The organism is Sphingomonas sp. (assembly GCF_036731925.1).
GTDB lineage: Bacteria > Pseudomonadota > Alphaproteobacteria > Sphingomonadales > Sphingomonadaceae > Sphingomonas.
The window spans coordinates 568241-580779 of the sequence record NZ_DAINDJ010000001.1 but is presented as its reverse complement, the minus strand read 5'-3'; the positions used below and the strand labels follow the sequence as shown (position 1 = coordinate 580779).

At 66.5% G+C, this 12539-nt stretch carries 19 protein-coding genes; 7 read left to right on the top strand and 12 right to left on the bottom strand.

Features of this window, described 5'->3' with window-relative positions; translation table 11 throughout:
* Positions 1–53 precede the first annotated feature (53 nt).
* Complete coding sequence (locus tag V7E00_RS02925) at positions 54–602, bottom strand: hypothetical protein (protein WP_333571184.1); 549 nt, start codon at positions 600–602, stop codon at positions 54–56.
* A gap of 33 nt (positions 603–635) precedes the next feature.
* Here V7E00_RS02925 and V7E00_RS02920 point away from each other — a divergent pair, with 33 nt between their 5' ends.
* On the top strand, positions 636–1055 hold the full coding sequence (locus V7E00_RS02920) for a hypothetical protein (protein WP_333571183.1): 420 nt from the start codon (positions 636–638) through the stop codon (positions 1053–1055).
* A gap of 15 nt (positions 1056–1070) precedes the next feature.
* Here the strand turns inward: V7E00_RS02920 and V7E00_RS02915 are convergent, their stop codons facing one another.
* The 6 genes from V7E00_RS02915 to petA form a co-directional block, all read right to left on the bottom strand.
* On the bottom strand, positions 1071–1265 hold the full coding sequence (locus V7E00_RS02915) for a hypothetical protein (protein WP_333571182.1): 195 nt from the start codon (positions 1263–1265) through the stop codon (positions 1071–1073).
* A 60-nt stretch (positions 1266–1325) separates the two neighbouring features.
* Positions 1326–1673 carry a hypothetical protein gene (locus V7E00_RS02910; protein WP_333571181.1) on the bottom strand — a complete coding sequence of 116 codons (348 nt, stop codon included), beginning with the start codon at positions 1671–1673 and terminating at the stop codon, positions 1326–1328.
* A 94-nt stretch (positions 1674–1767) separates the two neighbouring features.
* A complete protein-coding gene (locus tag V7E00_RS02905) occupies positions 1768–2310 on the bottom strand; it encodes an adenine phosphoribosyltransferase (RefSeq protein ID WP_333571180.1) in 543 nt (180 codons plus the stop codon).
* Entirely contained in the window at positions 2310–3146 is an 837-nt protein-coding gene (locus V7E00_RS02900; protein ID WP_333571179.1) for a cytochrome c1, read from the bottom strand. The genes V7E00_RS02905 and V7E00_RS02900 overlap by 1 nt, the downstream gene beginning before the upstream one ends.
* A 14-nt stretch (positions 3147–3160) precedes the next feature.
* Positions 3161–4450 (bottom strand): cytochrome b, encoded by a 1290-nt coding sequence (locus tag V7E00_RS02895; protein WP_333571178.1) that lies wholly within the window; start codon positions 4448–4450, stop codon positions 3161–3163.
* Between the two features lie 12 nt (positions 4451–4462).
* Positions 4463–5047 carry a ubiquinol-cytochrome c reductase iron-sulfur subunit gene (gene petA, locus V7E00_RS02890; protein WP_333571177.1) on the bottom strand — a complete coding sequence of 195 codons (585 nt, stop codon included), beginning with the start codon at positions 5045–5047 and terminating at the stop codon, positions 4463–4465.
* A gap of 204 nt (positions 5048–5251) precedes the next feature.
* On the opposite strand from petA, the gene V7E00_RS02885 reads away from it, so the two are divergent.
* From V7E00_RS02885 to V7E00_RS02875, 3 genes are read left to right on the top strand one after another with little or no spacing between them, the layout of a single operon-like run.
* Positions 5252–5695, top strand: coding sequence for a tRNA (cytidine(34)-2'-O)-methyltransferase (locus tag V7E00_RS02885; protein WP_333572364.1), 444 nt, complete (start codon positions 5252–5254; stop codon positions 5693–5695).
* Complete coding sequence (hemF, locus tag V7E00_RS02880; protein WP_333571176.1) at positions 5692–6534, top strand: oxygen-dependent coproporphyrinogen oxidase; 843 nt, start codon at positions 5692–5694, stop codon at positions 6532–6534. Before V7E00_RS02885 ends, hemF begins: the two co-directional genes overlap by 4 nt.
* A gap of 4 nt (positions 6535–6538) precedes the next feature.
* A complete protein-coding gene (locus tag V7E00_RS02875; RefSeq protein ID WP_333571175.1) occupies positions 6539–7135 on the top strand; it encodes a GNAT family N-acetyltransferase in 597 nt (198 codons plus the stop codon).
* Here the strand turns inward: V7E00_RS02875 and V7E00_RS02870 are convergent.
* Complete coding sequence (locus V7E00_RS02870) at positions 7102–7845, bottom strand: hypothetical protein (RefSeq protein WP_333571174.1); 744 nt, start codon at positions 7843–7845, stop codon at positions 7102–7104. The genes V7E00_RS02875 and V7E00_RS02870 overlap by 34 nt on opposite strands.
* Positions 7842–8666, bottom strand: a complete 825-nt coding sequence (locus V7E00_RS02865) for a hypothetical protein (protein WP_333571173.1) — start codon at positions 8664–8666, stop codon at positions 7842–7844. Before V7E00_RS02865 ends, V7E00_RS02870 begins: the two co-directional genes overlap by 4 nt.
* A gap of 100 nt (positions 8667–8766) precedes the next feature.
* Here V7E00_RS02865 and lipB point away from each other — a divergent pair, with 100 nt between their 5' ends.
* The 3 genes from lipB (at position 8767) to V7E00_RS02850 (ending at position 10597) form a co-directional block, all read left to right on the top strand.
* A complete protein-coding gene (lipB, locus tag V7E00_RS02860; RefSeq protein ID WP_333571172.1) occupies positions 8767–9411 on the top strand; it encodes a lipoyl(octanoyl) transferase LipB in 645 nt (214 codons plus the stop codon).
* Between the two features lie 104 nt (positions 9412–9515).
* Positions 9516–9740, top strand: a complete 225-nt coding sequence (locus V7E00_RS02855; RefSeq protein WP_333571171.1) for a hypothetical protein — start codon at positions 9516–9518, stop codon at positions 9738–9740.
* Between the two features lie 206 nt (positions 9741–9946).
* Positions 9947–10597 (top strand): hypothetical protein, encoded by a 651-nt coding sequence (locus V7E00_RS02850; protein WP_333571170.1) that lies wholly within the window; start codon positions 9947–9949, stop codon positions 10595–10597.
* 38 nt (positions 10598–10635) lie between these two features.
* On the opposite strand, the gene queE is transcribed toward V7E00_RS02850, so the two are convergent.
* The 3 genes from queE to V7E00_RS02835 all read right to left on the bottom strand — a co-directional run bounded on the left by queE (position 10636) and on the right by V7E00_RS02835 (position 12533).
* Positions 10636–11268, bottom strand: coding sequence for a 7-carboxy-7-deazaguanine synthase (gene queE / locus V7E00_RS02845; protein WP_333571169.1), 633 nt, complete (start codon positions 11266–11268; stop codon positions 10636–10638).
* The gene (gene queC / locus V7E00_RS02840) at positions 11265–11957 is read right to left on the bottom strand and encodes a 7-cyano-7-deazaguanine synthase QueC (RefSeq protein ID WP_333571168.1); all 693 of its coding nucleotides are present in this window, start codon (positions 11955–11957) and stop codon (positions 11265–11267) included. The genes queE and queC overlap by 4 nt, the downstream gene beginning before the upstream one ends.
* 147 nt (positions 11958–12104) lie before the next feature.
* Positions 12105–12533 carry a hypothetical protein gene (locus V7E00_RS02835; RefSeq protein WP_333571167.1) on the bottom strand — a complete coding sequence of 143 codons (429 nt, stop codon included), beginning with the start codon at positions 12531–12533 and terminating at the stop codon, positions 12105–12107.
* Between the last annotated feature and the right edge of the window lie 6 nt (positions 12534–12539).

The window sequence follows — 12539 nt, the reverse complement described above, 5'->3', positions numbered from 1 at the left end:
ATAGTGCGCCACGACCGCCACTGGCGCAGCCCGCAGCGGCGACTTGTTCTGGGTCACGTCCACCACCTCGAACGGCTTGCCGTCCGGCCGCAGCAGAATGCCTTTTCAACGCAGAGCGCGCCCTTGGCGCCCCGCGCCCGGCAGCCGTCCCCCACAGCAAGTCCGGTGGCGCGGGCGGCGGTCGAAAGCGGCGCAGCCGTACCGCTGGGCGATGCCAGCGACGGAAGCCGTTCCGGTGTGACCTTGTTGGGATAGCGCTCGAGCTTCGCCCGTCGATCGGGATCGCTGATCAGGCCGGTATCCACCAGGAAGCGGAGATTGTTCGCGGTCTTTCCGACATCGCCGTCGGTCTTGATCATCTCGGTGATCAGCGCCTGCTCGCCCTTCAGCCGCTCGACACGCAATTGCGCGTCTGCATTGAGCCGCGATACCACCGCACTGCCACCCGCCGCCGCCGCCGCCGTCAGGATCGCGATCAGCAGCGGGCTCTTCCACGGCGATTCCGGCCGCTTGGCCTGCTCCGCTTCCCATTTGCGCTCCTCGAACGCGAGCCGCCGCTCGTCGAGCGCCAACTTCCTGTTCTCGGCCGATTCGGCAGTCATGGCGAAGACCTCGTCCGAAAAAACACATGCGTCGTGCAGGCCAAGACCAATATCCCCGTCTTCCCGTCACTTCAACGGACACAGCCCAACCCTGATGCGCGTGCCTTCCTGGCGCGTGATCGCGGAACGAACCCACGCTATTACAGCTTCCTCGACGATCTGGGGCTGCTGGAAGGAGAGGCGATCCGGCGGCGCGACCGCCGCTTCGAATGGGCGGTCAACCAGCTGCCCGAGCAGGCCGACCTTGAGAGCTATGGCCGCATCTGCCTGATCAAGCCGGGCACGCTGGACTGGGCGCCGCTGGCGCTGGACGTGGCTGCCCATTTGCTGTCGATCTGCCATGCGAAGATGGCACCGAACGGTCACACGACGGGGCACCGGTTCGGCGAATTGCTGGCAGGCGCGCGTGCCGGGGCTTTCGACCCAGGGGGCGCGGCGGGCTCCGCGCGCTGAGCGGGCGGCGTCGGCTCAGGCCGCCTGCAGCGCGCCGGTGCGGAAGCCCGCCTTGCGTTGCACCGCACGGCGCGTGCGCTTGAAGGTGCCGGTCTGGCCACGCAGCACTTCCACCTCGCGCAGCAAATGGGTGGTGGCGGCGGACGTCTGCTCCACCATCGCGGTGTTCTGCCGGATGGCCGCGTCGGCCGGGGCTTCGATTACCGGCAAGGCCTCGTCGATCAGGCTGACAGCGCCACCGCAGTGCCGACGGCGCCGCGCAGCCTTGCCTTAGCGGCGGCGCCATCCGCCGGGATGTCCACGGAAGTCGCGCCAGTTGTTGCGCCAACGCGGGCTGCCGCGCCAGCTGCCGCGGCGCTGCTCCCAATAGGCACGCTGGCCATCGTTCCAGGCGTGGCGATGGCGATAGCGGTCGTACACATAGGCGCCGGTGCCGGGATAATAATAATCGTCGTGCCAGCCCCAATAGGGGTCGCCGAAGCCGCTGCCCCAGGCGCTTCCATAGCCGACCGCGACGCGCGACCCGCCATAGCCATAGCCCCCGTCCATGCAGCCGCCCAGGATCGCCGCACCGCCGAGCAGCGCCGCGCCGAAGATCGTCTTCACACCCATGTGCATTGGTCACGCTCCTGTACCGGAGGCGCGCGGCAGGGCGATGCCCCAGGCCGCGCCCCTCACCCGGAGAAGCGCGCGGGACCGACGATGCGTTCCGTCAGTGGCCTTCGAACGCGACCAGCGCGGAGACCGCGACCCCGTCGCTGCGCAGCGCATCGGCGCCGCCAAGGTCGGGCAGGTCGACGACGAACGAGGCCTGCACCACCTCCGCCCCTGCCTTGCGCAGCAGCCGCACCGCCGCGCGCGCCGTGCCACCGGTAGCGATCAGGTCGTCGACCAGCAGCACGCGGGCGCCGGGCACCAGCGCATCGGCATGGATGGCGATCCGGTCGGTGCCATATTCGAGGGCATAGTCCTCGGCGATCGTGGCACCCGGCAGCTTGCCGTCCTTGCGGATCAGCAGCACGCCGGTGCCGAGCTGCACCGCCAGCGCCGCGCCGAACACGAAGCCCCGCGCCTCGACGCCGGCGACCAGGTCGACCTTGCCATCCACCTGCGCCGCCATCTTCTCGATGGTGAGCCGCAGCCCCTCTGGATCGAGCAGCAGCGTGGTGATGTCGCGAAACAGGATCCCCGGCTTGGGAAAGTCGGGGATCGTGCGAATGCGACTGCGAATGTCTTCGTTCTGATCGATGTCCATCAATGCTTCATGCCGCGCCAAACCGTGAGGTACGCGCCATAGGCGAGCCCGGTGGCAAACAGCAAGAAGATCACGACCGCGAGGCCGGCCTGGTGCCGGGTCTGCAGCGTCGGCTCGGCGGTCCAGACGAGGAAGGCGGAGACGTCCTTCGCCATCTGGTCCACCGTGGCGCGAGTGCCGTCGTCATACTGGACCTGGCCTTCGCTGGTCAGCGGCGGCGGCATCGCGATGTTGAGATTGGCGAAATAGGGGTTGAAGTACATGCCCTCGGGCGTCTTCATCGCCTCCGGGAACTGCGCCGCCTTCGCCGGATCGGGCTTCTCGCCATAGCCGGTCAGCAGCGAGTGGACATAGGCCGCGCCATCATGCCGCGCCTTGGTGATCAGGCTCAGGTCCGGCGGATTGCCGGTGCCGGCATAATAGACCTTCGGGATATGGTCCGAGGGGATATTGTCGCGCTCGCCCCAGGTCCCGGCCTTCTCGTCGAACGCCGGCTGCTTCATCGCCCATTCCTTGGCGATCTTCTTCACCTGGGCATCGCTGTACCCCAGGTCCTTGAGGTTGCGGAAGGAAATCATGTGCAGCGAGTGGCATGCCGCGCAGACTTCCTTGTACACCTTGAAGCCGCGCTGGAGCTGGCCGAGGTCGAACTTGCCGAGTGGGCCGTTCGAGGCGATGTCCAGCTCCTTGGGGTGCTTGTGCAGCGCCTGCTCGGCGGTCTGCTTCGGCGGCTCCTTGATCAGGCCGGTGATGCTGCCCAGCAGGGCGAGCAGCAGCACGAACACGAAGCCGGCACCGATCAGGAACTTGATCGAGCGAAAGAAGATCGACGTCATGGTTCCCGGCCCCCTTATGCCGTCGCCGCGGTGGCGGTGATGCGCGATCCGCCTTCACCCTTCAGCACCGCTTCGGTGATCGAGTTGGGCAGCGGGCGCGGCGTCTCGATCCGCGAGATAATCGGCACGATGATCAGGAAATGCGCGAAATAATAGGCCGCCGCGATCTGGCTGGTGATCACATAGACCGGCTCCGCGGGCGAACCGCCGCACCAGCCGAGGATCAGCACGTCGGCGACCAGCACCCAGAAGGCGACACGGTACATCGGCCGGTAATTGGCCGAGCGCACCGGCGAGCGATCGAGCCAGGGCAGGAAGAACAGGAGCAGGATCGAGCCGAACATCGCCAGCACGCCCCACAGCTTCGCCGGCAGGATGAAGTCCGCGGTGAAGGCGCGCAGGATCGCGTAGAAGGGCCAGAAATACCATTCGGGCACGATGTGGGCGGGCGTCGAGAGCGGGTTGGCCGGGATGTAGTTGTCCGGGTGGCCCAGATAGTCCGGATAGAAGAAGATCAGCGTCGAGAACAGGATCAGGAAGATGCCCACCCCGAAGCCGTCCTTGGCGGTGTAATAGGGGTGGAACGGCACCGTGTCCTGCTCGCCCTTCACCTCCACGCCGGTGGGGTTGTTGGAGCCCGGTATGTGCAGCGCCCAGATGTGCAGGATGATCACGCCCGCGATCACGAAGGGCAGCAGATAGTGGAGCGAGAAGAAGCGGTTGAGCGCCGCGTCGTCCGGCGCATAGCCGCCGAGCAGCCACACGCGGATCCAGTCGCCCACCACGGGGATCGCCGAGAAGAAGCCGGTGATCACCTGCGCGCCCCAGAAGCTCATCTGCCCCCAGGGGAGCACATAGCCCATGAAGGCGGTGGCCATCATCAGCAGGAAGATGACGACGCCGAGCAGCCACACCATCTCGCGCGGCGCCTTGTACGATCCGTAATGGAGGCCGCGGAAGATGTGGATGTACACCACGATGAAGAACATGCTGGCGCCGTTGGCGTGGGCGAAGCGCAGGAACCAGCCCGCGTTCACGTCGCGCATGATCGTGCCGTTGACCGATTCGAAGGCGCCGGCGGCCGAGCTGTGGAAATGCATCGCCAGCACGATGCCGGTGACGATCTGGATCACCAGCGAAAGCCCGGCGAGGATGCCGAAATTCCAGAAGTAATTCAGGTTGCGCGGCACCGGATAGCCGGCGCCGATCGCGTTATAGACGAACCGCGGCAGCGGCAGCCGATCGTCCACCCATTTCATCACCGGGTTCTTCGGCTCGTAATGGCGCGCCCAGGGAAAGCTCATCCAGGTCTCTCCTCACCCAACAACGACGACGGTGTCGGACGTGAAATTATATTTTGGTACTTCGAGATTCTTCGGCGCAGGCCCCTGGCGGATGCGGCCGGCCGTGTCATAGGCCGAACCGTGGCACGGGCAGAAATAGCCGCCGAAGGGGCCCCGGCTCTCGCCCTCGCCCGCGCCCAGCGGCACGCAGCCGAGATGGGTGCATACGCCCAGCGTGATCAGCCAGTTCTTGTGGCCCTCCTTGGTGCGCTGGTCGAGCGTCTGCGGGTCGCGCAGGCTCGAGACCGGCACCGCATCGGCCTGGGCCACCTCCGCCGGGGTCAGGTTGCGGACAAACAGCGGCTGCTTGCGGAAGCTGGCCTTGATCGCCTGGCCGGGCTCGATCGCGGCGAGATTCACTTCGGTGGTCGATTGCGCGAGCACGTCGGCCGAGGGGTTCATCGAATTGACCAGCGGCAGCACCACCACGCCGGCGCCGACCGCCGCCACCGATCCCGCGGCATAGGTGAGATAATCGCGACGACGGGGATTCTCGAGGATTTCGCCGCCAGGGCCTACGGTCTGTTCGGGAGAAACGCCTTCTTCAAACGTTGCCATGCTCTAGCCCTTGCACTTCGGGAACTCTTCCGCGCGAGAACCGCGGAGAGAGGAACGCGGACGAAACGAAGCTCAGTGCCGGCCGGATTTCCGGTGGCGTTACAAGTTTGATAGACGGCGCAATGCAGCTTTGCCAACAGGGTTTTTCATATTCTCGTCTCCAAGGCCTTAATGTTGCACTGCAAAATGACTTCACCCTCCACAATTCGCATCGCGTTGTTCCAGCCTGAAATTGCAGGGAATGTAGGCACCATCTTGCGGTTGGCGGCATGCATGGGGGTCGCCGTCGACCTGATCGAGCCTATGGGTTTTCCCTGGGGGGATCGCGCCCGCAAGCGTGCCGCGATGGACTATGAACCGGAAACCGTTCGCCACGCCGACTGGGATGCTTTTGAAGCGCGGCTGCCCGCCCGCCTGGTGCTGTTCACCACCCGCGGCGGCGTTCGCCTGCCGGAGGCGCGCTTCGAGACCGGCGACACCCTGTTGTTCGGCGCCGAGAGCAGCGGCGTGCCGGACATGGTCCATGCCCGCGCCGATGCTGCGGTGCGGATTCCGCTCCGGCCGGAGCTGCGCTCCTTGAACCTCGCCGTCGCAACGGGCATCGGGCTCGCCGAGGCGCTACGCCAGACGGAGGGATTCCCGCAGTGATCACGCTCGACGAACAGCAGCAGCGCGCACGCACCTGGTTCGAGGGCCTGCGCGATTCGATCTGCGCCGAATTCGAGGCGATCGAGCGCGAGGCCGGATCCGACGCGAGGTTCGACTATCTCGCCTGGGACCGCAGCGATGCCAGCGGCGCGCCCGGCGGCGGCGGCGTGCGCGGGGTGATGAAGGGCCGCGTGTTCGAGAAGGTGGGCGTCAACGTCTCCACCGTCGGCGGCGCGTTCGAGGGCGATTTCGCCAAGACCATCCACGGCGCGGGCGAGGATCCGAGCTTCTTCGCGACGGGCATCAGCCTGGTCGCGCACATGGCCAATCCGCACGTGCCCGCGGTTCACATGAACACGCGCTTCCTGACGACCACCAAGCGCTGGTTCGGCGGCGGCGCCGATCTCAACCCGCCCTTGCCCTATGCGGAAGACACCGCCGATTTCCACGCCCGGCTGCAGGCAGCCTGCGATGCGCACGACGCGACCTATTATCCCCGCTTCAAGAAATGGGCGGACGACTATTTCTACATCCCCCACCGCAAGGTGCATCGCGGCGTCGGCGGGATCTTCTACGATCACCTGGAAAACGCCTGGGAGGCGGACTTCGCCTTCACCCAGGATGTCGGCCGCGCGTTCCTCGATGTCTACCCGAAGCTGGTACGGCGGCGGATGGACCAGCCTTTCGACGCGGCCGATCGCCAGCGCCAGCTCGAATGGCGCGGCCGCTATGCCGAGTTCAACCTGATCTACGATCGCGGCACGCTGTTCGGGCTGAAGACCGGCGGCAATGTCGACGCCATCCTGATGAGCCTGCCGCCGATGGCCGCCTGGAGCTGACCCCATGGGCCTGCTGCCCGTTGCCAACGATCACCTCGCCACCATCGTCACCGCGCTGGAGATGCGGGAGCGGCCCCGCCCCCGGCCCGTCCCGCCCTCCCCGTTCCGGCTGGTCCACTGGCCCGCGCCGGACAGCGACAAGTACCGCACCCTGTTCCGCCGGGTGGGCGGGCCATGGCTGTGGTTTTCGCGGCTGGTGATGGAAGAGGCGCGGCTGCGCGCGATTCTCGACGATCCGCAGGTTGCCGTCCACGCGGTGGTCGATCGCGCCGGCGTGGAGGTCGGCATGCTCGAGCTCGACTTCCGTGAAGCCGCCACCTGCGAGCTTTCCTATGTCGGGCTGGTGCCGGAAATCACCGGCAAGGGCCAGGGCGGCTGGCTGATGGCGCAGGCGCTCGCCTTTGCCTGGCGCAAGGGCGTGACGCGGGTGTGGGTGCACACCTGCACGCTCGACCACCCCGCCGCGCTCGGCTTCTACCGGCGTCACGGCTTCGTGCCGTACAAGCGCACGATCGAGACGTTCCCGGACCCCCGCCTGATCGGCGTGCTACCGCCCGAGGCGGCGCCTCATGTTCCTTGCCTGGGCGACGTCGCGCGATAGGCGGCGACGCGGAGGATCACCAGCGCCGTCCACACGCCCGCGCCGATCCCCGACAACAGCAGATAGCCGAGGAATTCGGGCACGGCGCCGCCGCCCGCCACCGTGGCGATCAGACCGGTGACGACGCTGGCGACCGCCATGGCGCCTACGCCCGCCACGAACACCATCGCCACGACCAGCAGGAACAGCAGCCAGGTGATCCCGCCGCTGCGGACCCAGCCCTGTTTGAACGCCTCGATCAGTCCGGCCTCGGGCCGGGCCGCATAGGCGGGCGCGACCAGCCAGGTCCTGGCGAACAGGAACAGGCCGGGCGCGATGAACAACGAGAAGCCGAGCTGGAAGCCGAGGCTCACCGCCACCTCGATCACCAGGAAGGGGAGCAGCCGCCGCAATGTCTGCAGCAGCACTTGCCCCAGCGTCTGCCCGTCGCCGCGCAGATACAGGTTGAACAGCGCGAAGATGCCGTAGTCGACCGCCAGATAGGCGAGCATCAGCGGTACGACATTGGCCTCGACGAACTTCCGGTAGAAGGCGAGCAGCGCCGCCTGATCGGAAAGCGATTCGAGCTCGACCGCGCCCTGCGCCATCAGCAGCAGGAGCCCGAGGCTCGGCAGCAGGAAGAACAGGCCGGCGACCGGCAGCACCAGCGTGCGCTCGCGCTGCCACAGCGTTTTTGCGTCGGCGAACAGGCCGGCAAGGCGCAGCGTCATGCGCGCCACACCGAATCGGCGGTGGTCAGCGCGGCATAGAGCCTGCCCTGGAACGCGGCGAGCAGCACCATCACGATGGCCTGCACGCAGGTCGTCGCGATCGTGGTCAGCACGAAGGCGGTGGTGAGGCCCTGCCCGCCGCCGGCCAGCAAGGTGAAGACGGTGCCGAACACTGCCTGGGCGGCAAGCTGGGCGATCCCGCCGATCAGCCCGAACAGCAGCAGCATGCCGAAGATCCGCCAGCCATGCTTGCGAGTCAGCACCCAGGACCGGCGGACGGCGCCGAAGAGCACGCTTTCGCGCAGCACCACCGGCGTTACCAGGAGCAGCCGGGTGAAGGCGAACAGCAGCACCGGGACCAGCACGATGAAATAGAGTGCAACCATGCCGGAGGCCTGAGGATTGACCACCACCTTGCCCGCCTGCCCTGCCGCGATCGCCGCCACGTCATAGCCGCTTGCCGCCAGGATCACTGCAATCGGCAGCATGGTGAGCGCCGCCACCAGCCCGAGAATGATCGATACCAGGATGGTCGCGGGCAGCCGCCGCATCGCGAGCCTGGCCGCGTCGCCCAGCCGGTCGACGCCGGTCGCCAGCCCGATCACGACGAGCGAGCCCCACACCGAGGGCAGCGACAGCAGCAGCGACAGCGCCCCCAGGCCCAGCCGGGCGCCGCTTGGCGAACTCGCGGCCAGCACCTGCACGCAGCTGCCGGCCACGCCGGGCAGGACGAAGGCCGCCAGCGCCACCGGCAGCAGCGTGCCGAGCCGCTCCCCTACGAACGCGGCGGTCCGGTCCCAGACGATGCTCATTTTTGCCATGCGGCCTAGTCCTTGCGTGAGGGACCCGGGGTGTTAGCCGGGGGGCACCGCCTTGCCAATGCTTGCCTTGGGGGCCGGAAGGGCGCAAGCGGCGGCGATCATGCACGAAACCATCGAATGGCGGGTCGAGCCCCAGCCGATCGACTATGCCGAAGCCCATGCCGCAATGGAGGCGCGCGCCGCCGCCGTCACCGCGCATATGGCGCAGGAACTGGTCTGGCTGCTCGAACATCCGCCGGTCTACACCGCCGGCACCAGCGCCGATCCCGCCGAAATGCTCGATCCGCGCTTCCCCGTGCACCGCACCGGGCGCGGCGGGCGCTATACCTATCACGGCCCCGGCCAGCGGATCGGCTATGTGGTGCTCGACCTGCGCGAGCGCCTGCGAGACGTGCGCAACTATGTTCACGCGATCGAAGGCTGGGTCATCGCGGCGCTCGGCGATTGCGGCATCGAGGCGTTCCGCGCGCCGGGCCGCATCGGCATCTGGACGCTCGATCGCGGCGTCGAGGCGAAGATCGGCGCGATCGGCGTGCGAATCCGCCAATGGGTGACGCTGCACGGTTTCGCCATCAACCTCGACCCCGATCTGACCCACTTTACCGGCATCGTGCCCTGCGGAATCGCCGAATTCCCGGTCACCAGCGCGGCCGCGCTGGGCAAACCGATTGCGACAGAACGCTTCAATGCCGCCCTCCAGGCCACATTTTTGCCATTTTTGGACGCTCTGGATCGCGCGGGATAAATTCGAGTCTTGAGGGTGTCCCCCGAACCGTCTAATGTCCAGCACGGTTTGGGTATTAACGGCGTACAACCGTCGTCCAAATCCATTATCTAGGGAGCTATTACATGCGTGCAGTCCTTTCGAAGATCGTTGCTGGTTCGATGATCGCCGGTGCGGCCCTCCTGGCCTCGGCGTGCACCAACAACGAGACCACCAGCGTCAACAACACCACCGAAGTCGTGGCTCCGGAAAACACCACCGACGCTTCGGTGACCAACGTTGACATGGCTGCTCCGGTTGACAACGCAGTTGTCGACAACGGCACGATGAACGCTTCGAACGCGATGTAATCATCGCGCTTTTTGCGTGCACTACGAAAGGGCCGTCCGGGCGACCGGGCGGCCCTTCTCGTTTCGGAACCGTCCCTCCCCGCCGCTGCCACGGATCGTCGCGTTTGGAAAAAAGGGGCTTGGGCGACGAATCGAAACGCCCTAACGAATATTCCTCATAGCGGTATCAAGAGGATGGGATGCTCGGTAGGCGTATCACTTTGGGCATGGCTGCGCTCGCGGCATTGTGCGTTTCGGCGCCGGCTTCGGCGCAATTCTTCTTCAAGCCGGTGGACCTGTCGGGTCCGCCCGTCACCGGCAACGAGCCCGGCATGATCGCCCAGGCAATGCCCGGCGCTTCTCCGGCGGAGCTGCGCGCGGCGATGGTGTGGAGCCTGCGCGCCGCGCTCAACGTTGCTGCATTGCAATGCAAGTTTGAACCGACGTTGCTCGCGGACGACAACTATGTCGCGGTGCGCAAAGACCATGACGACGAGTTCAATAAAGCATATGATACGCTTGAGAAATATTTCCTAAAAACGGCGAAGACGAAAAAGGCCGCACAGACCGCGCTGGATCAGTTTTCCACCCGCGTCTATTCGAGCTTTTCGACTGTCTCCGGCCAGCTGTCATTCTGCCAGACTACCGCCTCAATCGGCCAGGACGCGGTGTACGCGCCGCACGGAACGTTGGGCGACGTGGCGATGCGCCGGATGCGCGAGCTGCGCGAGAGCCTCAAGGCCTGGGGCGAACAGCATTTCCGTACCCGCCGCCTGAACTTCGTCTGGCCGGTGCTGCGTCCGCTGCCCCAGTTCGGGCAGGAGAAGTGCTGGCGCAACGGCGAATACCAATCCCGCAAATGCGGATCCTTGGGCTGAATCAAAAAAAGGGGTGGCGGAAACGCCACCCCTTTTTGCTAGCGCAGCCCGAGCATCTTGTGGGTCTGCAGCGTCAGCCGCCAGCGCGGGCGCTCCATGGCCACCGCGATCGCCGCGCGGGTGTTCGCCTCCGCCTCGGCGCTGTCCATCGGCTGGATCAGGAAGTGGGCGAAGTCCCAGGCCTCGATCGCCGCGATATCGGTGCCGGGTTGCGGCCACACCAGCTTGAGCTCGTCGCCGCGCCGCTGCACCACCTCGCTGCCCGCCTTGGGGCTGATGCACACCCAGTCGATGCCGGGGTGCACCGGAATCGTGCCGTTGCTCTCGATCGCGATGCGAAAGCCACGTCCGTGGAGCGCCGCGACCAGCGCATCATCGATCTGCAGCATCGGCTCGCCGCCGGTCAGCACCACGAAACGCCTGTCCAAGCCAGCCCCCCAATGGCTCTCGACCGCCGCGACCAGCGCATCGGCATCGGCAAATCGGCCGCCGCCCAGCCCGTCCATGCCGACGAAATCGGTATCGCAGAACCGGCACACCGCCGTCGCGCGATCCTCCTCGCGGCCCGACCAGAGATTGCAGCCAGCGAAGCGGACGAACACCGCCCGCGCGCCGGCATTGACGCCCTCCCCCTGCAGGGTGAGGAACATCTCCTTGACGGCGTAGCTCATGGGTGGGTGGCGTAGCGGGTCGGATCGGGCAGCCCGGCTTCCTCGAACCCGCGCGAGCGCAGGCGGCAGCTGTCGCACAGCCCGCAGTGCAGCCCTTCCGGCGTCGGATCGTAGCAGGACCAGCTCATCCCGGCATCCAGCCCCAATCGCGCGGCCTCGCGGACGATATCGGCCTTGCTCATGTTCTGGAGCGGTGCCTGGATGCGGAAGGGCTGCCCCTCCACGCCCGCCTTGGTGGCCAGCTCGGCCAGCTTCTCGAACCCGGCGATGAATTCCGGCCGGCAATCGGGATAGCCCGAATAATCGAGCGCGTTGACGCCGATATAGAGGTCGCGCGCGCCGGCCGCCTCGGCCCAGCCGAGCGCGAGGCTGAGGAAGATGGTGTTACGCGCCGGCACATAGGTGATGGGGATGTCGCTGCCGACGCCGGTTTTCGGCACGTCGATATCGGCGGTGAGCGCCGAGCCGCCGAACGCGCGCAGGTCCAGCGGCAGGACGACATGGCGCTCAGCGCCGAGCATGGCGGCGATTTTCGCCGCGGCTTCCAGCTCCACCTTGTGGCGCTGATTATAGTCGATCGACAGGGCGAGCAGGCGGTGGCCGTCCTCGCGGGCACGCGCGGCGGAAACCATCGAATCGAGTCCGCCCGAAACCAGGGCGATGGCGATGCTGTGAGTCATCGGGGCCATCTAGGGACTTTCGCCGGCAAAAAAATGGCCGCCCCCGAAGGGACGGCCGGAAAGGATAGAAATGGGAAAACCAAACCAGAGAGAGACACCTCCCTGGGAACCCCTTCCTTCTACCCCCGATCGGTTAACGATTGGTAACCAGCGCGATCAGGAACACTCGCCGACGCGCTTTGCATCATAGGTTTCCGAGAAGGGCTGGCCATCGATCACCCCCTGCATCTCCACGGTCACCTGGCGCGGCGTATCGACGGTGAGACGGGTGAGCATGGTGCCGTGGCCGGTGCACGTGGTGCGGACCGTGGCCCGGCTCGAAGCGCTTTCCATCACGACGTGCTGGCAGGGCGTGGCAACGCGTTCCGGGCGCAGGATCTGATAGGGATCGCGCAGGCACATGGTGCGTTCGCCCCCCTCGCTGTCGCGCACCGCCCATTTGCCCTTCTGGACGATGTTGAGCGCGGGCACGTCCACCGTCCGTTGCATTGCGGGCCGCGGCTGCTGCTGCGCCGCGGCGCCCGCGGTCACCAGTCCCAGGCACGCGACCCCCGCCAAACGCACCCACGCCACTCGCTTGTTCACCCGTTC